8 protein-coding genes are annotated in these 20,924 nt (G+C 62.8%); 5 read left to right on the forward strand and 3 right to left on the reverse strand.

The genetic code is table 11. The annotated features are described in order from the left end of the window. Positions 1 to 9: 9 nt before the first annotated feature. Positions 10 to 10,836, reverse strand: a complete 10,827-nt coding sequence (locus AC3RCM_RS16455; protein WP_492629029.1) for a peroxidase family protein — start codon at positions 10,834 to 10,836, stop codon at positions 10 to 12. Between the two features lie 544 nt (positions 10,837 to 11,380). Here AC3RCM_RS16455 and AC3RCM_RS16460 point away from each other — a divergent pair. The 3 genes from AC3RCM_RS16460 to AC3RCM_RS16470 are packed head-to-tail and all read left to right on the forward strand — an operon-like array spanning position 11,381 to position 15,794. Continuing rightward, complete coding sequence (locus AC3RCM_RS16460; RefSeq protein WP_020190310.1) at positions 11,381 to 13,117, forward strand: type I secretion system permease/ATPase; 1,737 nt, start codon at positions 11,381 to 11,383, stop codon at positions 13,115 to 13,117. Positions 13,118 to 13,123: 6 nt separating this feature from the next. Further along, positions 13,124 to 14,464 carry an HlyD family type I secretion periplasmic adaptor subunit gene (locus tag AC3RCM_RS16465; protein ID WP_010953486.1) on the forward strand — a complete coding sequence of 447 codons (1,341 nt, stop codon included), beginning with the start codon at positions 13,124 to 13,126 and terminating at the stop codon, positions 14,462 to 14,464. Between the two features lies 1 nt (position 14,465). Next, complete coding sequence (locus AC3RCM_RS16470) at positions 14,466 to 15,794, forward strand: TolC family outer membrane protein (protein WP_064490783.1); 1,329 nt, start codon at positions 14,466 to 14,468, stop codon at positions 15,792 to 15,794. Between the two features lie 193 nt (positions 15,795 to 15,987). Here AC3RCM_RS16470 and AC3RCM_RS16475 read toward each other — a convergent pair whose 3' ends face one another. Further along, positions 15,988 to 18,384, reverse strand: a complete 2,397-nt coding sequence (locus AC3RCM_RS16475) for a hypothetical protein (RefSeq protein ID WP_336087840.1) — start codon at positions 18,382 to 18,384, stop codon at positions 15,988 to 15,990. A 64-nt stretch (positions 18,385 to 18,448) separates the two neighbouring features. After that, positions 18,449 to 18,682: a hypothetical protein gene (locus AC3RCM_RS16480; protein ID WP_064490785.1), complete on the reverse strand. Its 234-nt coding sequence runs from the start codon at positions 18,680 to 18,682 to the stop codon at positions 18,449 to 18,451. On the opposite strand from AC3RCM_RS16480, the gene AC3RCM_RS16485 reads away from it, so the two are divergent. Both AC3RCM_RS16485 and chrA read left to right on the forward strand, forming a co-directional pair. Beyond that, positions 18,681 to 19,544: a sensor domain-containing diguanylate cyclase gene (locus AC3RCM_RS16485; protein ID WP_064490786.1), complete on the forward strand. Its 864-nt coding sequence runs from the start codon at positions 18,681 to 18,683 to the stop codon at positions 19,542 to 19,544. The genes AC3RCM_RS16480 and AC3RCM_RS16485 overlap by 2 nt on opposite strands. Before the next feature lie 17 nt (positions 19,545 to 19,561). Then, positions 19,562 to 20,914: a chromate efflux transporter gene (chrA, locus tag AC3RCM_RS16490; protein ID WP_064490787.1), complete on the forward strand. Its 1,353-nt coding sequence runs from the start codon at positions 19,562 to 19,564 to the stop codon at positions 20,912 to 20,914. Positions 20,915 to 20,924 lie beyond the last annotated feature (10 nt).

A 20,924-nucleotide genomic window follows, 5' to 3' on the forward strand; every position in this document is an offset into this window, starting at 1 on the left:
AGCGCCCCCTCAACCGGCCAGGATGAAGTCTGCGGCGGTCACCGTGGTTGCATCTGCCACCCCCACCAAACGTATGGAGTCGGCAGCACCGATGCTTACCAAGGTGTCCGCACCAACATCGGCGATGGTCACACTGGCACCAAAGGTGGCTGCGGTGATGTTGAGGGCGGTGATATCCAGCCGGTCCTGGCCACCCGCCGCAATGGCATCGAAATTGATGATCAGGTCGTTGCCAAAGCCTGCAGCGAACTGGAACACATCGTTGCCATCGGTGGCTATCAGGGTGTCGTTACCGGCCCCACCCACCACCGTATCGTTACCTGCCGCACCGTTGAGGAAGTCGTTGCCGGCCCCCCCGATCAGGGTGTCGGTACCCACGTCGCCGAACAATGTGTCGTTACCATCGCCGCCCTGCAGGGTGTCATTGCCGTTGCCGCCATCCAGGCTGTCATCGCCAGCGCCCCCGTTCAGGTTGTCGTTACCGGCCTCCCCCAGCAACGTGTCGTTGCCGCCACCGGCATCGAGGCTGTCGTCCCCCCCTCCACCGCGCAGTTGGTCGTCACCCAGGCCGCCGAACAGCTGGTCGTTCCCGACGTCGCCGTTGAGGATGTCGTTGCCGGCATTGCCGTTGAGCACATCGTTACCGCCGTCGCCGCTGAGCGTGTCATTACCTGCCCCACCGTCGATGATGTTGGCCAGCCCGTTACCAGTGCCGGTGAAGTTGCCCAACCCGGTATACGCCAGGTTCTCGACGTTGGCGGCCATGGTGTGGCTGGCCAGCGTGGTACGTACAAGGTCCGTACCGGCCCCCGTCGCCTCGACCACTACATCCCCGGCGTCATCCACCACATAGGTGTCGTTGCCCACGCCACCCACCAAACGGTCGGCACCCGCACCGCCGTTGAGCAGGTCGTTGCCGCCCCCCCCCGTGAGGGTGTTGGCCAGCGCGTTACCGGTACCGGTAAAGGCGCTGCTGCCGGTATAGGTCAGGTTCTCGACGTTGGCGCCCAGGGTGTAGCTGGCCAGGCTGGTCTGCACCTGGTCCGTGCCACCATTGAGTGCCTCGGTGACGGTATCCCCGGCATTGTCGACCAGGAAGGTATCGTTGCCGGCGCCGCCGTTCATGGCATCTGCGCCAAGCCCGCCGTTGAGGGTGTCGTTGCCATCCTCGCCATTGAGGAAGTCGGGGTCGTCACCGCCATTGAGGATGTCGTTGCCAATGCCACCGAACAGCTGGTCGCTGCCGCCCAGGCCGTTGAGCGTGTCGTTGCCGCCCAGGCCCGAAATCACGTCGTTGCCTGTTGTACCGGTCAAAGTGTTGGCCGCATTGGTGCCAACCAGTACTACACCCGGTGGCACGGTAACTGCGGCGGTCGCCGCCGAGGTCAGCGACTCCAGGGTGCCGAAGCCGTCGGTGTAGCGCACGATCACCCGCAGCTGCTGGTTACCCTGGGCGAAGCCAGGGGTGAAGGTGGCCGCCGTAGCCCCGGCGATATCGGCGAAGGTGCCGCCGGTACCTTGCTGCCACTGGAAGCTGAAGGCCCCCAGGCCGTCGATGTCGGCAATTGCGCCGGTGAGTGCGGTCAGCGTCTGGCCCTGGTCGGGTGTGGTGTCACTGATCAGCAACGCACCGGTCGGCGCATCGTTGACGTTGGCCACCGGGTCGAGGATGTCGGAGGCGACGCTTTCCTGCACGCCAAAGTCATCCACGTAGCTGACCACCACGCGCATGTTCTGCCCCACTTGCGCCTGGGTCAGGACGAACGTGCTGCTGATGGCGCCAGCGATGTTGACCCAACCGACACCCCGGTTGGACTGCCACTGGAAGCTGAACTGAGGGTTGCTCAGGCCGTCGGCATCGACGATGGTGGCCGGGTTGGCGGTGAGCGTCTGGTTCTGCACCAGCAGCCCGGTCACGGTCGGCCCGGCGCTCGGCGCGCTGTTCGGCGTCGAATCGACGATTTCCAGCGTGCCCTTGGCATCCTGGTACACCGCACGCACGCGGATGTTCAGGCCGGCGACATCGTCCGTGACGCGGTAGGTCGTACCGGTGGCCCGTGTCGCTTCACCAGCGGCCACTACCGTGATGTCTTCATAAACCCCGGAACCCGGCAGCGCCTCGACTTGCCAGTAGTAGGCCACGGGGCCGTTCACCGCACCGGTCGCATTGCTTGCACTGACATTGTCCGCGTCATGCACGGCGAGGTTGCTGACCCTCAGTAGCTGGCCACTGACTGGCGTATCGTCGCGCAGGCCGGTGGTAGCATCGAGAATCGCCAGGTTGCCGGTGGGGCCGGCGTTGACTGCCGTACCGACGCCAGAGGCCTGCGATCTGTCAGAGAACTGCAGGCGCTCGATGCCGGTCAGGTGGTCGACGCCGTCACGACCGGCCACCAGGTCGGTAACGGTCACCGAGTTGCCATCGACCACCACGCTGTAGTCGGTGGACACCCCTGAGAACACCGCCGTGTCGTAGTGGTCGGTACCGCTGAGGATCTCCCGCACGATCACCAACTGGCCAGGGTTGTAGGTGCCATTGAGCATGAACGGCAGCATCGGCTCCATGCTGTTGAAGCTGGCGATTTCCGGGCCGGTGCCATCGGGGTTGGCGCGTACGCTGATGCGCACGTTCAGCCACTTGTCGCCGTCGAGGATATCGTCGCCACCCCGGCCTTCGAGCAAGTCGCTGCCGCTGCCGCCGAGGATGATGTTGCCGCCGTCATAGAAGGTCGCCCCGGACGCCAGCAGGCCGGCCAGGCCGTCGATCAGGCTGATGTTGGTCAGCACGCTGCCGGTAGCACCTGCAGTAGGCAGCGAGGTGGCGTCTTCGCTGTCGCCGCGCAGGAAGTCGCCATGCGTCGACCCCGACAGGCCTTCCATGATGTCGAAACGCACCAGCGTCGAAGCGCCCGAACCCGGTACCGTTGGCACATCGAAGAAGCGGTCGCTCATGTCGATGGACACGCCCTGGGCCAAGTCCTTGAAGGTTGCCCAGTCGTAGCCCGAGCCACCAATGTAACGGTCGCCAAACCCCAGGCTGCCGACCATGATGTCGTCGCCGCCTTCACCGTTGAACTTGTCGTTCTCGTTGCCGCCGACAAATACGTCGTTGCCGATGACCGGGTCGTTGCCGAGCGGGTCGAAGTTGTCGCCAGGCGCGCCGTCCGAGGTGCCCTTCTCGATCCAGTCGTCACCTTCGTTGCCCATGTCCTGCTCGTTGGCCTTGCTGCCGAGGATGAAGTCATTGCCTTGGCCGCCTATGGCTTCGGAGGCGTCCTCACCGGTGACGATGAAGTCATTGCCGAAACCGCCGATGATCAGGTTGATGCCATTACCGCCGTGCAACACATCGTTGCCGTCACCGCCCTGGATGTTGTCGTCACCGCCCATGTCGCTGATGATGTCGTCGCCGGCCCCACCGCGCAGCTGGTCGTTGCCGTCACCCCCCTCGATGCGGTCGTTGCCGGCATCACCCCAGACCGTGTCGTCGCCTTCGCTGGAGACCAGAATATCGTCCCCGTTGGTGCCGCCCAGCACGATGTGCTCGGCACCGGCATAGCGGATGTAGTGGGTGTCCGGGCCAGCCGTCAGCGGGCTGTCGCGGAACACCACCTGCTCGCCGTTTTCGCCCAGTGGGTCGGCGCTGCCAAGGCCCTCGTTGTACTGCTTGGTCTGGTCCAGTTCCAGGTAGAAGCCAGGGTCGGAGAACACCAGGCCTGGCAGGTGGGTGGCTGAGCTGTTGGCCATGATCAGCTTGGCGAACGAGTTGCTTTCCAGCTCGGCATTCATCGACAGGCCCGCGGTGCGCTCCAAATAGTAGAAGCGGTCGCCGTCCTGCAGTTTCTCCATCTGGTTCTCGAACACGAAGTTGAAGGTGCTGCCGAGCATGCCGCCAAATGGCGCTTTTGCTTCCGCCAGGCCGCCGATCCACAGGTCGATGGCATCGACACCAGTCACGGTGACTGCCTTGAGGTCATCGGCAGTACCCAGTACACCGTCCTTGCCGGGCAAGGTTACGTTGGCCCAGGCGCCGCTGCTGTTGAGGAAGTCCATGCGGTCGGCGGGTGCGCCATCGCCGCCGAACACCAGGGCCATGGCCGCGGCGCGTTTCTCCAGCAGGGTGGTGGCAGCGGTGATGGTGCTGTGGGTGCCGTAGGCCGCGATGAAGTTGATCAGCGACTCTGGGTGCTTCAGGTGTTGCACCAGGTCGACCCAGCTGGTGTACGGCTTGAGCTGGGTATCGCCGGTTTGCCCGTAGATTTCGCGGCGCACAGCGTTCAGCGAAGGGATACCGACGTCGCGGCCACGGGCGATGTTGATCGCTGGCAGGTCCAGTGGCAGGCCGAGCAGGTTGTTGCGCAGCGCCTCGGTGACGAACTCGTCGATTTCGTTACCGGCCTGGCGAGTGACCCCGCGCACGATAGCGCTGGTGGCGTCCTCGGGGGTTACGCCACTGGCGGCATAAGCCAGCGGGTTGAGGAAGGCCGCTATCAGCCCCAGTTGCTGGTCGGGGTTGGCGCTGGCCGGGTCCTGGATGACGTTGAAGTCGATGTCGAAGCGGTCGACAGTCTCGGTCAGCATCGAGTGGCCGAAGCGGTACACGGTGTGGGCGAACTCGGCCACGATCGAGGCATCGAGGTCGACGTCGTACACCTGGGTCGGGGCAAAGAACAGGTCGACCCGAGGTTGCACGGTGCGGGCGAACTCCTCGAACACCAGGTGCTGGTACTGCATTTCGGTGCCGAACTTGGCCGCCTGGAACAGCCGCTCGCCATTCCACACCAGGGCACCGATCTCGGCCGGGGTGACTGGCAAGGCGCTGACCGGGTTGAGCAGCCATTCGTTGAGGAAGGCCAGGTCACCCGAGTCGAGCACGGTGTCCATGGTCTGCGCCACCAGCCGGTTGTGCTCGGAGTGGAAGATCGCATGCACGGCGGTCAGGCCGATGTTCTCGTTGACCCGGCCGTCACCGGCGATGTAGTGCGCGTCCAGCAGTTCGTTGTCGTAGGCCAGGTTGGCACCGGTCTGCGGGTTGACCGGCACGGCATTGCCGGCCACGTTGTCGGCATCCGGCGCCAGCACGCCGCCACTGAACACCGGCACGGCATTGTGGGCGATGTCGGCAAGGAACTGGTGCCCGGTACGCACGGCGTTGGTCAGGTCGAGCGGCGCCAGCGGGTTGCCTTCGACCTCCTGGTCATCAGCGGTGCCGGCAATACCGTCCAGGCCTTTCATCACCACCATCGGGTAGCCGTTGGGGCCTTTGATGAAGTTGCCGTAGGCGTCGGTGGCCAGCAGCGGCACGTTGTCGACGTCGGCATCGGTCAGGTTGATGCCGAGCAGGTCGCGGGCCTGGGCCTTGACCACCTTCCAGGTGGCCATGCCGCCAATTTCGGTGTCGTCGGCCGTGCCGAACCTGCCATCAGCGCCCAGGTCGCGATTGGTGATCAATCGGCCCGTGGCGACCGGGCCGTCGTCAGTCATGACATAGGCGCGCAGGAACACCTGGTGCGAGGGATGCGAGCTGTAGGTCTGGTTCTGGTCGACGAACGGCGTGGTGGTGTTGGTGTGTTCGCGGATGTCGTCGGCGTTGCCAAGGATGCCGTCCGGCCCAGGCAGGTTGGTGGCACGGGTTACCACCATGAAGTTGGTGAAGCCACCCTCCACGTACAGCGGGTCATCCGGTTGCAGCGGGATGTAGATGGTACCGGAGCCGCCCTTGGTGACCAGGTCCAGGCCATGGTCGAAGAACTGCCCGAAGAAGGTCATCCACGCGTTGAACGGCGCAGACAGCCCGGCATCGGCAGCGGTGTTCTCGAACAGGTACACGTCATGGTCGTCGGTGGTGCCGAACTGGCCGTCCATACCTGGGCTGGCGACGATGCGCACGCCATCCTTGAGCACGTCGTCGTTGCCTGCGGCGCCGAAGTTGAGCACGCCATCGGCACCCGGGTCATACGCGGTGGCATAGGCTGCCGGGTTGTTGGAGGTCTGGTCGACAATCAGGTTGCTGATGGTACGTGGCTGCGAATCGAACACCGGCCCGCTGGTCTGCTGGTACGACGACCCCGGGATCGCCGGGGAACCTGGGCCGAAGAAACCGGCTGGCGCACCTTCGGCCGGGTTGAATACCGGGTCGGTCACGCGCGGGAAGACGTTGTCGGCGGCACCGTATTGGGTGTTGTTGTTGCCGTTCAGGTTCATCAGGTTGTTGTTCGAGCCATCCACCGCACGCAGGCCCATGGCTGCGCGGACGTTGGGGATCAGCGAGAGGATGTCCTGCCCGGCGGCATCGGCCTCGGCAATCTTGATTTGCGCGAGGATGAAGTTCAGGTCGGAGCGCACCATGTGCAGGCCGGCACCGCCGTCACTGGCATCCACCACCGGGGTGGCCGCTGTCGGCACTACGGGCGCGCCAGGTTGCACCACGGTGGTAGGCTGCGAGTACAGCACTTCGGTGGTGCCATGGGCATCCTGATAGATCGCCTTGACCCGCAGGCTCAGCCCGGCCAGGTCTGGAGACACCTTGAACGAAGTGCCATCGGCGCTCTGGAAGGCCAGGTCGCCGGCCGGTAGCAGGATGATGTCCTGGAACACACCGCTGCCCGGGTCGGCCTCGAACTGCCAGTAGTAGGACACCGAACGGTCGGCGAGCGAGCCAGTCGGGTTGCCCGCACTGATATTGTCGGCGTCGCGCACGGCGGCCACGCTCACCGTCAGCATGTCACCCACGGTAATCGCACCGCCGTTGCTGTCGAGCAGGGTCGGGCTGCCGGTGGGTTGTGCGTTCACCCCCTCCACCAGTACGCGCTGGCTATCGGCAAACTGCAGGCGCTCGATGTGCAACAGGGTATCGACGCCATCGCGGCCGGCCACGGTGTCGGTCACGGTCCAGACGTCATCGGCGACATCGGCGGTGCCCTTGGTGTTCTGGGTCACCACGTACTCGCTCTGTAGCCCAGAGAATATTGCCGTGTCGAAGGCGGCCCCGCCGGTCGAAGTGCCGGGCAGGATTTCGCGCACGGCCTTGAGTTGGCCGGGGTTGTAGGTGCGGTCAAGCATGAACGGAATCATGTCGGCCATGCTGTCGAAGCTGGCGATTTCCGGGCCGGTGTGGTCGACGTCGCCAGGGGCGTACACGGCGATGCGCACGTTGAGCCACTTGTCGCCATCGATCAGGTCATCGCCACCCCGGCCTTCGATCAGGTCACTGCCATTGCCGCCGAGCATGATGTTGCCGGTGGCAAAGCCGGTGGTGGGCAGGCCGGCATCCGCCAGGAACTGCTGCAGCCCACGTATCAGCGCCACGTTGGTCAGCGCACTGCCGGTGGCGCCGCCATGGTTGAGAATGGTCACGGCATCGACGTCGTCGCCCTTGAGCACATCGGCGTAGGCCGAACCGGACACCCCTTCGACCTCGGCGAACCGATCCAGAATCGATGCCGGCGAAGCGCCCACCGGGTTGAACACGCCAGCGTTCTGGTTAGGCGCGTTGCCATGGGGCTGAGCCAAGGCGGCCAGGCTGAGGTCCACGGTGACACCCACGCGGTCATTCTTGTTGGTGACCCAGTCGAAACCGGACATGCCGTCCATTTTGTCTTGGGCATCGCTGCCGACGAAGATATCGTCGCCGCCCTCACCGATCATTTCGTCAAAGCCGCCGCCCCCGACGAAGATGTCGTTGCCAATGACTTCGTCACCCAGCAAGGGTGCGAAGTTGTCACCAGGTGCGCCGTCCTGGGTGCCCTTCTCGATCCAGTCGTCACCTTCGTTACCGGTAGGTGGCAGGTTGGTCTTGGCGCCGAGGATGAAGTCGTCGCCCTGGCCGCCGAAGGTGGTGCTGATGTCCTCGGTGGTGATGATGAAGTCCTGGCCATCGCCGCCCAGGATCAGGTTACCGGCAACCCCCATGCTGCCAGCGACGATCACGTCGTTGCCGGCGTTGCCTTCCAGGCGGTTGTCGCCGAACGAATCGGTGATGATGTCGTCGCCCGCGCCACCCAGCACCGCGTCGTTGCCGGCACCGCCTTCGAGCAGGTCATCACCGGCATCGCCATAGAGGGTATCGTCGCCTTCGCTGGAGATGATGATGTCGTTGCCAGCGGTGCCACCCAGCACCACATGGTCTTCACCGGTGTAATGCAGGAAGTTGCCGTCTGGCCCGACAGTATCGGGGTTATCGCGGATCACCAACGGAACGATTTCAACCCCGTTGATCTCGATGCCGCCAGTGGGGTCGGCCTTGCCGTCGGCACCCAGCCCGGTGAACTGGTTGGCCTGGTTCACTTCCAGGGTAAACGTGGGAGTGAGGAACACGGTGTTGGACAGGTGGGTGACGTCGGAGTTGGCCATGATCAGCTTGGCGAAGGAGTTGTTTTCCAGCTCCGTACCAAAATTCATGCCCGCCGTGCGCGACAGGTAGTAGAAGCGGTCACCGTTCTGCAGCGCTTCCAGCTGGGTTTCGAAGACAAAGTTGAAGCTGGAACCGAGCATGCCGCCAAACGGCATTTTCTTCTCGGCCAGGCCGCCGACCCAGAAGTCGATGGCGTCGACCCCGGTCACGGTCACCCCGGCAATGTCGTCGGCCGTGCCGGCGATGCCGTCCGCGCCGGCCAGCGTCACGTTGGCATAGGCACCGGTGCCGTTGAGGAAGTCGAGGCGGTCAAGGGGGGCGCCGTCTCCGCCAAGTACCAGTGCCACGGCGGCGGCGCGCTTGGCGGCCTCGGTGGTGGCCCCGGTAATGCTGCTGTGGGTGCCGTAGGCGGCAATGAAGTTGATCAGCGACGCCGGGTGCTTGAGGTGGTCGGCAAAGTCGACCCAGCTGATGTAGGGCTTGAGCTGGCTGTCGCCGGTGGCGGCATAGAACTCGCGGCGGGCCTCGTTCAGGCTGGGGATGCCGGTATCACGACCGCGGGCGATGTTCAGCGCAGGCAGGTCAAGTGGCAGGCCGAGCAGGTTGTTGCGCAGGGCTTCGGTGACGAACTCGTCGATCTCGTTGCCCACCTGGCGGGTAACACCGCGGATGATTGCGCCCGCCGCTTCATCGGCCGTGGCCCCGCTACCGGCGAACGCCAGCGGGTTGAGGAACGCGGCAATCAGGCCCAACTGCTGGTCGGGGTTGGCCGGGTCGGCAGAAACCGGGTTGAACGCCGGGTCGTAGCGGTCGACGGTTTCGGTCAGCATCGAGTGGCCGAAGCGGTACACCACATGGGCGAACTCGGCGAGGATGGCCGGGTTGATCGAGGTGTCGTAGCCGTTGGGGGCGAGGAACTCATCGATCTGCGGCTGGATGGTGCGGGCGAACTCTTCGAACACCAGGTGCTGGTACTGCATCTCGGTGCCGAACTTGGCAGCCTGGAACAGCCGCTCGCCATCCCACACCAGCGCGGCGATGCCGGCAGGCGTGGTGGGGATGGCGGTGACGTCGTCGATCAACCACTCATTGAGGAACGCCAGGTCGCCCGCGGCCAGCAGGGTGTCCTTGGTCTGCTGCACCAGGCGGTTATGCTCGGAGTGGAACACATGGTGCACGGCAGTCAGGCCGATGTTCTCGTTCACCCGGCCGTCACCGGCGATGTAGTGCGCGTCGAGCAATTCGTTGTCGTAGGTCAGGTTGTTGCCACCCTGCCCGACCGGCTGTGCGTTGCCCACCAGGGTGTCGGCGTCAGCCTGCAGCACACCCCCAACCACCACGGGCGCGGCATTGTGGGCGATGTCGTCAAGGAAGCCATGCCCGGTGCTCACGGCATTGGCCAGGCTGATCGGCGCATTGCGGTCGCCCTCGACCAGCTGGGTGACGTCATCGGCGGTGCCAGCAATGCCATCGGCGCCGTTGTTCACGCGCATGACCACCTGCGGCATGCCGTTGGGTCCGCGCAGGAAGTTGCCGTAGGCATCGGTGGCCAGCAGCGGCACGCTATGCACGTCGGCATCGGTCAGGTTGATACCCAGCAAGTCGCGGGCCTGGGCCTTGACCACTGCCCAGGTGGCCATGCCACCGCTTTCGCCGTTGCCATCGTCGGCGGTGCCGAACTTGTCATCGGCGCCCAGATCACGGTTGGTGATCAGGCGCCCGGTAGCCACCGGCTCACCTGCCGCGTTGACCGTGTATTCGCGCAGGAACACCTGGTGCGAGGGGTGCGAGCTGTAGGTCTGGCTCTGGTCGACGAAGGGCGAGGTGGTGTTGGGCTGGCTATCGTCGGCGGTACCCACCACGCCGTCGGCGCCAGCGGTGCGCACGGCGCGGGACAGCACCATGAAGTTGGTCGGGCTGCCGGCCACGAACAGGGGGTCGTCCGGGCGCAGCGGGATGAACACGATGTCGGTGCTGCTCTTGCTGACCAGGTCCAGGCCGTGGTCGAAGAACTGACCGAAGAAAGTCATCCAGGCGTTGAAGCCGGCGGTCAGCCCGGCGTCTGGCGACACGTTCGGGATGAAGAACACAGGCTTGTCGTCAGCGGTGCCGAACACGCCATCGATACCAGGGCTCATCACCGGCGCGGCACCGCCGTTGGCCTCGACGGCGGCCGGGTTGTTGGCTGTCTGGTCGACGATCAGGTTGCTGATGGTGCGCGGTTGCGAATCGACGACATTGCCGGTGCCAACATAGTTGGCGCGGTAAGAAGCTTCGAGCAGGCGCAGGAACGAGTTGTCGGCTGCGCCGAACTCGCTCTGTCCGGCGACCAGGTTGTTGTAGCTGCCGTCGACCGTGCGCAGGCCAAAGGGCACCTGACTGTTGGGCAGCAGGTCGCTCAGGCTGGCGCCATCGGCGTGCGCCTCAGCGATGAAGATCTGTTTGAGGATGAATTCAAGGTCCGACTTGCTGAAATTGGCCATTGCAGTTGCCCTCGATCTGTCCGGAGATGACACAGGGCAACAGGGTCCTTCCCGCGCCCAGTCAGTGTTGACGTGCGCAGAATCTGGTTGGGTGTACCGGGCTCAGTAGCCCAGCACTCGTGTGCGAAACCTCTGGCCTCTTCTTGGCAAGCTGGCACCCCCGTTGCGGGAGGGGCCCTGTAAACCGTGCGCAACAGGTGTAACGCACGTGCATCAATCCCAGCTCGCACAGGGCCCGAATACTTCAGACTAAAGTCGTAGGCCAAAAGCTTGTCAATATTTCGTCAAAAAAATCTCGGCCGATGATAATGCGATGCAACTCACTGTTTTTATGTGACTTATAAAAAGTTCAAAGTAGTTATAGAGCAAAAAGATATTACTGGATGTTTCGTTGCAACCTACGCTGCTACCTGGGGGAGCAGCGCAGCGTTTTGAGCAATATCGCCATCAGTGCGACCCGCCTGCGAGCCGACCAAGAAGCCACAACAGCCGTTGTACGGGGCGCCGCAAGGGCTTCCCGTTTTGTGATAAAGGGAGGCCTCCGATGCCTAAGCCACCACGCACCCGCTCCGAGCTGGCCGACGTGCTGTTTCGCTTGCGCCGCAGCTTCTACGCCCTGGCCGCCTTCAGCGGCGTGATAAACGTCATGATGTTGACGCCAGCCATTTATATGTTGCAGGTGTATGACCGCGCCCTGGTCAGCCGCAATGTCACCACCTTGGGCATGCTCACCTTGCTGGTGGTCGGGCTGTTCCTGCTGATGTCGGCGCTGGAGATGGTTCGCACCCGGGTGTTGATAAGGGTGGGCAACGGCCTGGACATGAGCCTGAACCGGCGCATCTTCAGCGCTGCCTTCGAACGCAACCTCAGCCGTGCCGGCGGTAACCCGGCCCAGGCCCTGCAGGACTTGGCGCAGGTACGGCAGTTTCTCACCGGTAACGGCCTGTTCGCGTTCTTCGACGCCCCCTGGACACCGATCTACCTGCTGGTTTGCTACCTGATCCACCCGTGGCTCGGGCTGGTCACCACGATTGGCTCGCTGATCCTCGTCGGCCTGGCCTACCTCACTGAAAAGGCCACGCAAAAACCCTTGGCCGAAGCCAACCAGGCAGCCATGTCGTCGGCCAGCTACGCCAACAACAACCTGCGCAACGCCGAAGTGATCGAAGCCATGGGCATGCTGCCGTCAATCGGCAAGCGCTGGTACCAGGGCCACTTGCGTATCCTGCAGATGCAGACCCTGGCCTCCGACCGCGCGGCGCTGATCAGCAGCATCGGGCGCTTCGTGCGCATCACCCTGCAGTCGTTGATCCTCGGCACCGGCGCGCTGCTGGCGATCGAGGGCACGATCACCCCCGGCATGATGATCGCCTGCTCGATCCTGACCGGCCGAGCCCTGGGCCCGGTGGAACAGGTGATCGCCGCGTGGAAACAACTGCTGGGCTGCCGCCTGGCCTGGGGCAGACTCAATGACCTGCTGCAGGACTACCCGCAACGGCCACCGAGCATGTCGCTGCAGCGGCCAATGGGCATGCTGGCCGTGGAGAACGTGATCGCCGGCGCCCCTGGCAGCAACACCAGCATCGTACGCGGGGTAAGCTTCAGCCTGGCCCCGGGTGACAGCCTGGGTGTCATCGGCCCTTCAGCCTCGGGCAAGTCTACCCTCGCCCGCCTGTTGGTAGGCGTGTGGCCGGCCCAGGCCGGCAAGGTGCGCCTGGACGGCGCCGATATCTTCACCTGGAACAAAGCCGAACTGGGCCCGTGGCTGGGCTACCTGCCGCAGGACGTGGAGCTGTTCGAAGGCACCATCGCCGAAAACATCGCCCGCTTTGCCGAGGTGGACAGCGACGCGGTGATCCGTGCCGCCCGCAGCAGCGGTGTACACGACATGATCCTGCGCTTCCCGCAGGGTTACGACACCCGCCTGGCCGCCGATGGCAGCCCATTGTCTGGCGGCCAGAAGCAACGCATCGCGCTGGCCCGCGCCCTGTATGGCGAGCCCAACCTGGTGGTGCTGGACGAACCCAACGCCAACCTCGATGACGTGGGTGAAAAAGCCCTGGTCGATGCTTTGGCCGAGCTCAAGGCACGCGGCGCTACGGTGGTACTGATTTCCCACCGGCCCAATGTGCTGTGCGCGGTCGACCAGATACTGATGCTGCGCGACGGTGGTGTGCACATGCTTGGCAGCCGCGACGAAGTGTTCGCCGCGCTGCGCAAGGCCGCGGTGATTCCGGCAACGGCTGCGGCACCGCTGGCTTCGGTCAAAGTACGGGAGTAACCGACCATGCAGATGACTCAACATGCCGAACTGATCCCCGCCGAGAGCAGCCACCTGATCGACCTGGACGCGGGCCGCCCGGTACGCTGGGGCGTATGGCTGGTCATCGCCGGCTTCGGCGGCTTCCTGCTGTGGTCCTGCCTGGCGCCACTGGACGCCGGCGTGGTCGCCACCGGTACGGTCAAGGTCACCAGCAACCGAAAGGCGGTCCAGCACCTGAGCGGTGGCACCGTTGAAGCGATCATGGTGCGCGAAGGCGATGTGGTGAAGAAAGGCCAGGAAGTGGTGCGCCTCGATGCCCTGCGTGCAGTGGCCGAACAAGGCGCACTCAGCGCCCAGTACATCGTCAGCAAGACCGTGGAAAACCGCCTGGAAGCCGAGCGCGATGGCCGCGATACCGTCACGTTCGACCCTGCCCTGCTTGAACACTACGCCAATGACCCACGCCTGCTGGCCGCCATGGACCTGCAACAGCGCCTGCTCGATACCCGCCGCGCGGGCCTTGCCGGTGAACTGAGCATCCTTGAAGAAAACCTCACTGCCTCGGCAGTGCAACTGAAGGGCCTGCAGCAGGTGTACGGCGCCCGCGCCTCGCAGATCGGCTTCCTCAACCAGGAACTGCAAGGCACCCGAGTACTGGCCGCCGAAGGTTATGTACCCCGCAACCGCCTGCTGGAGCTGGAGCGCAGCAATGCCGACCTGTCCGCCGGCCAGGCCGAAAACCTCAATAACATTGCCCGGGCGCGCAGCCAGGCCACCGAGATCAAGCTGCGCATCCTGCAGCGCCAGCACGACTACCTGAAGGAGGTGGAGTCGCAACTGACCGATACCGCCAAGGAAAACACCACCCTGGCCGACCGCTTGCGCGCACTGGACTATGAAGTGACCCACACGGTGATCCGCTCGCCGATCGACGGCATGGTCCAAGGCCTGAGCATCGCCACGGTCGGCGGCATCATCCAGCCCGGGGCCAAGATCATGGAAGTGGTGCCGCTCGACCAACCGCTGCAGGTCGATGCGATGATCCCGGTGCAGGCGATCGACAAGATGGTCCCAGGCCTTGCCGTGGACATCGCTTTCCCGGCCTTCAACCATGCGCAGACACCGAACATTCCCGGCCGGGTAAAAACCATTTCCGCCGACCGGCTGCTCGACGAAGAAAGCAAGCAGCCGTTCTACCTGGCCCAGGTCGAAGTGACGCCGGCCGGCATGGGCTTGCTGGGCAGCAACCACATCCGCCCCGGCATGCCTGCCACCGTCACCATCAAGACCGGCGAGCGCAACCTGCTCAGCTACCTGCTCAAACCAATGCTCGAACGTGTGGACGCCGCGTTCAAGGAGCAATGACATGAAACGCCCATGCCTGATGGTGTGCCTGCTGGGAGTTGCCGTACAGGCCAGTGCCATGGACCTGAAGCAAGCCTGGGACCTGTTGCAGTACCAGGGCCCGATCTACCGCGCTGCCGTGCATGAGAAACAAGCCGGTGGCGAAAACCGCGCCATCGGCGAGGCCGGCCTGCTGCCGCAGATCAACGCCTCGGCCTACTTCAACCAGGTCAATGGCAGCCAGCGCCAGAATGGCCAGGACAATGACCTCGACTATGACTCCAAGGGCGCCAACGTGCGCCTGCGCCAGCCGCTGTTCAACAAGCAGAAGATGGCCGAGTACCGCCAGGGCCAGCAACGCGCCGACTACAGCGTGGCGGTGTTCGATGCCAAGAGCCAGGACGCAGCGGTGCGCCTGGCCGACGCTTACTTCGACGTGCTGCTGGCCAGCGAAACCATCACCCTGGCCAAGGCCAAGCTGAACGCGTTCGAGGAACAGCTGGCATCGGCGAAGCGGCGCAAGGAACTGGGCGCCGGCACCATCACCGACGTCGACGAGTCGGTGGCCCGGCGCGACCTGGCCGAGGCCGATCTGATCGACGCCCAGGACAACCTGGTCAACGCCCGGCGCAAGCTGGAGGAATACATCGGTGAAACCCCGCAGGCGTTGACCACCCTGCAGGCGAGCTTCAGCACCCCGCCGCTGATGCCGGGCAACCTGCAGGAGTGGCTGGTCAAGGCCCAGGCTGACAGCCCGCTGATTCATGCACGCCGGCACAGCTACGCGCTGGCCGAGGAAGAAGTCAACCGCGCCCGCGCCGGGCATTACCCGACCTTGGATTTCGTGGCGGGCTACACCGCGGGCAGCAGCCAGTCGATTTCCGAGCTGAACCAGCGCAACCACTACAGCTCGATCGGGCTGGAGCTGAACATCCCGCTGTACAGCGGTGGCAGCACCAGTGCCCTGTCCCGCCAGGCCAGCGCCAACAGCTCCAAGGCCCTGGATGAGCTGGACGCCACTCGCCAGGAGGTGATTTCCAACACGACCCGCGAATACCGTGGCGTACAGAGTGGCGCCCTGCGCATTCAAGCATTGGAAAAGGCCGTGGCCTCCAACGAACGTTCGCTGACCTCGACCCGCAAGGGCTTCAAGGAAGGTGGCACCAGCACCAACTCGGATGTGCTCAATGCCGAGGAGCTGCTGTATGACGCCCGCCATGACCTGTTCGAGGCCAAGCTCAACTACCTGATGTCGCGCCTGCGGCTGGCCTCGTCGGTGGGCAGCCTGGGGGATGATGATATCGAGCAGATCAATGATTACCTGGGGCCGGAGCTGATAGTCAGCAATTGATAGCCACCTCAAGCCATGCAGTGTCCCTGCACGAGCAGCCTTGAACTGCGAACAGGCCAGCAAGGCCTGACCGGTGGCAACGGTCCCCAAGGCTGATCAGCAGCGCGCCGGTGGGCGCGGAGTATTACGCGTGGCGCCAGGGCCTGGTCAACGCTCATTGGCGCAGTGGGGGTTGATACCATCTACCCATCGTTCAATCTGCCTGAACGCTTGTGATATTTCGGTGTTCGGCAAGTGGCAGGACTAGCAGGACATACCCTTCGAAAACACCGTAATCACCGCTATCGAAGGTTGCGCTTATCAATGCGAAGCGGGCTGTCTCGTCTATACCCGGTGTATAAACTCCTGCCGAAACGCTACCGGGTCCGTAGCGCACCTCCCAGTTGAAGCCCTCCGGCGGGAACGGGGTTTGACTGACATCCAACACCGCTTTCGTACCAGCCGGGTCAACAGTGGCGCTCAGCGTCATGGGCGTCAACTGCCCCATCTCGGTGATCAGTACACAGGTACTGGTTTGTTGGCTTTCAGGGTCTGTCACCTGGATTTCTTCGACGACATAAGCAACCGTGCCCGTGTCGGCTGGGCTGGTGACCGTCACTGCCTGCCCCGTGCCCACAGGTTCGTCCTGATAACGCCATTGCAAGGTCGCAGGATTGCCGAGCGTCCAGGCATTGAAATCGACGTTTCTGCCTGCCTGGGCAACCACAACCGCAGGGTTGGCTTGCAGCATTTCGCGAACCACGGTGATCAAGGCCTTGCTTTGAATTGCCGGAATCAAAATATTGGTGGCTGTTACCAGCAGGTGTGCGCATGACTTTGTCATGTCGCTGGCACTGGGTGCGGTAAAGAAGCCTCCGTTGATAGAAAGAGGAACACCTTCTGCAATGCCGGAAACGGCCTCAACGGACCAACGTACCCGCGCCCAGGCAGGCTCGGCCTCGAATTTCGTGGTTTTACCTGCGAGCAGGGTAGTTTCCATCGGACTGACGTTGAAATAACCAGCAGCGGGATTTACCTTGCCGAAAAAAGCTATATCGTGCGGGGCCAAGAGTTTTGTCCCCGTAAAAATGCTCTGAAAATTTAACCTCAGCACATCGCTCGCTATTTTACTTGTGCGAGACTCGAAAATCAGATTGGTTTTCAGGTTTTCCACCAAACCATCCTGAAGCGAGACAAACCCCGAAGTACCAAAACTGGTAAGACGTTTCCTGAGCGACTGCCTTAACAAGCCCATCGCCGGCTTTACCAAATACGCGAGAAACTCGCTCGCGGAGCCGGAAGAATCACGTGCAGGCGGAGGCTTTATGTCGCCAAAAACCGGTTGAAAGCCAACCCGCTCGGAAAATTCATAGGATTCGCACACCAGTTGTGTCACGCCTTCGGGATCAAAGCTGTATGTCAACTCTGCTTCATAGTGAAAATCTGCTTGCACACGCGCCAGGAAGTCATCCAGGTCAAAGTCTTCGAAGACCAGTCTGTTTCGTATTTCACCCGTGGCGTCATCGATATTACTAAACCCGACCGTCAGGTTGCCACGCATGGACAGACTCATCTTCCACTGATCATCTACATTGCTGATGGTCAACGCATCGGCCATGTCTATGTTGGCTTCCAAAAACTCAAAAGTCCCCGTCACTGTCCAATGAGTGCCAAACGCAGGAATCGCTACCGTCTCGTCAACCCACTGGTGCGGCAGTGTAATATATCCCGCCTTGCAGACAACTTTCGGTAAATCACCATCACGCCGGAGCAACTCAAACTCAGCATTCTTGATCACACGGCTCAAGGCGCTTACGAACTGCGCGAGCAACAACCGTTCCGTGTTGAACAGGACGGTTGCCGAATAGTCACCGTCATTGGGTATTGCGTACTTGTAATCCGCGCCAGGAAAATTCCCTCCCGCTCCATCCTTCATATCGACAAACAGCACGACTGCACCCTCCACATCGGTGGGCCCCCTTCCCCTGGCCTGGGTACGCAGGCTAAACGAGACGGGGCGATGCAAATCGACATTGAGCTTTGACAAATGGCCAATCGGAAACTGACGCTGTTCATCAGGCAGCGCCGAAAATTTCTGCCTGAAAAACTCGGTCAACAAGCGCGTCTCGCCGGTGTAGCACGGCATGGAAAAATTTTCCGTTTCACTGAGATCCAGACTGATCGTGTCAGTTTCATCCACGTGGCCACCAGACGCCTCCAGATCAATGTCCAGACTCAGATCAGCGTGTTGCACACCCCCTAGCACATCCAACTGGCGCACTTGCCACTGTTGACTCTTGTACATCAGCGAGTACACATTGGCTTCAGCAATTGTCATCAGCAGGTGCGCCCTGTTACCGGCAAGGTTCACATCGAAAATCAACCTAGGCAAAGTGAGATTACAATTGGACAAGGCAAAACGATAGTCAGGCCCGTTGCTGATGAATCCGGAAATGGGCGGTAAACGATCCGCTGTATTGAAGCGCCGGATGGATGTTTGCTTCAATAGCGCATTAATCTTTCCTCCATCAAAGAAGAAAACCATGTCCCAGCCCAACAGACGTGATTCTTCACCTAACCACTTGACCAGTTCTTCGGTTGAATAATCCATGGCACTCTCCATTTGTACATTGCGGGAGCCAAATACTTGAGCGGCTGTTCAGAACACTCGCGCTTCATTTGATGTGCAGACGGATTTCGCTACAACTGGCAGTTTTGTCAGGTGCCATGCCATTTACCTGGTTCATTTTGCCCCTGCCTAGGCCCGAACCACCGCTGTACAGACCGCCCTTTTCGATGCGGTCGTTCACGGTTTCAAGGAAGGTGGTACCAACCCTGAAGGCTGCCGTAGCTGCGACGTATTCCTTCAGGCTATGATCGGTCACCCTGCCGCGGACACCCTGAGCCATGCCCGTAGACCTGCAAGCGTTGTATCCCAGGCTGATCCACCTGATGCTGGATACGGTATTCGTGGTCGACAGGGACAACCAGATCGTGTTCGTCAGTGATGCCTGCAAGGCACTGCTGGGCTACGAGGCCTGCGAACTGATCGGTACGCCGATCACCCGCTACATGCACCCTGACGACCTCGCGGCCACGCGCGCCTCGATCATGCGGGTGATGAACGGCCAGCCGCACTACGACTTTTGCAACCGTTACCTTCGCAAGGACGGCAGCGTGGTGCACATTCTGTGGTCGGCCTGCTGGTCTGATGAGGCCCAGGCGCGTATCGGCGTGGCACGGGACGTTACCGCCCAGCGCAAGGCCGAAGACGAACTGCGCTTCCTCGCCCATCATGACCCGCTGACCCGGCTGGCCAACCGCGCCATGTTCAATGAACGGCTGGACACCGCCCTGGCCGCGGCCCGGCGTCACAACCGCAGGCTGGCCTTGCTGTTCCTCGATATCAATGACTTCAAGCAGATCAACGACAACCACGGCCACAGCGTGGGTGACCGGGTACTGTGCACGCTGGCCCGCCGCCTGGAACGCTGCGTAGGGGCGGCTGGCACGGTAGCGCGGATGGGCGGCGACGAATTCACCGTACTGTTGCCCGACTGCCCGTCGCCGGAGGCCATTGCCACGCACGTACAGCACATTCTCGCGGTCATGGCCGAACCGCTCGACGCCGAGTTTGCCGGCATCGATGCACCGTCCTGCAGTATTGGCGTGGCCCGCTTTCCCGAAGACGGCAACGATGCCGACATGTTACTGCGCCATGCTGACGGGCACATGTACCGAATCAAGCGCCAACGCGCTGCGACTGGCTGAAAGCAAGGGCACACCGCATGGCTGAACACCTGCAAGAAACTGCCGGGCAAACACCCGCCTCTGTCGGCCTGGGCCAGGCATTGCTGTTCTGGCTGAAGCTGGGTTTCGTCAGTTTCGGCGGCCCGGCCGGGCAGATTGCGATCATGCACCAGGAGCTGGTGGAGCGGCGCCGCTGGATCAGTGAGCGGCGTTTCCTGCATGCCCTCAACTACTGCATGTTGCTGCCCGGGCCCGAAGCCCAGCAACTGGCCACCTACATCGGCTGGCTGATGCACCGCACCTGGGGCGGGGTGATTGCCGGCGCTCTGTTCGTGCTCCCGTCGCTGTTCATCCTGATCGGCCTGTCGTGGGTGTACCTGACCTGGCGCGAAGTTCCGGTGGTCGCCGGGCTTTTCGAAGGGATCAAGCCGGCCGTGACCGCCATCGTCGTGCATGCCGCCCACCGCATTGGCACGCGGGCGTTGAAGAACGGCTGGCTATGGGCGATTGCCGCGGCCTCGTTCGTGGCCATTTTCGCGCTTGACGTCCCCTTCCCGCTGATCGTGCTGGCGGCCGCACTGCTGGGTTATGTCGGCGGCCGGCTGCGGCCAGCACAGTTCGCGCCCGGTGGGGGCCACAGCGCAGTCAGGGCCCGCCAGTGCCCGGCGCTGATAGACGACAATACCCCGATACCCGCGCACGCCTGCTTCAGCTGGGGCCGCCTGGTGACCTTGCTGCTGACGGTTGCGGCGCTTTGGCTTCTGCCCATGGGCCTGCTGATGGCGACCTTTGGCTGGCACGGCACACTGACGCAAATGGGCTGGTTCTTCACCAAGGCGGCGCTGCTGACTTTCGGCGGTGCCTATGCGGTGCTGCCCTATGTCTATCAAGGGGCTGTCGGCCACTATGGCTGGCTGTCGCCCACGCAGATGATCGATGGCCTGGCGCTGGGCGAGACCACGCCCGGGCCGCTGATCATGGTGGTGGCCTTCGTCGGTTTCGTCGGTGGCTACCTGCAGCCGATGTTCGGCGCCCACCAGGCGTTCCTAGCGGGCGCAGTGGCAGCGAGCCTGGTGACCTGGTTCACCTTCCTGCCCTCGTTCCTGTTCATCCTCGCCGGAGGCCCGCTGGTGGAGTCGACCCATAACGAACTGAAGTTCACCGCCCCACTGACCGGGATCACTGCGGCGGTGGTGGGGGTAATCCTCAACCTTGCGCTGTTCTTCGGCTACCACGTGCTGTGGCCGAACGGGTTCGATGGCGCGTTCCACTGGTCCTCGGCTGTGATAGCGCTCGCGGCGGCTGTGGCGCTGTTCCGCTACAAGCGCGGGGTGATACACGTGTTGATCGGCTGCGCCGTTGCCGGGCTCGCCCTTCATCTTTTCCGCTGATGGAGCCGAT

The organism is Pseudomonas sp. GW823-FHT05G12, from assembly GCF_058795575.1.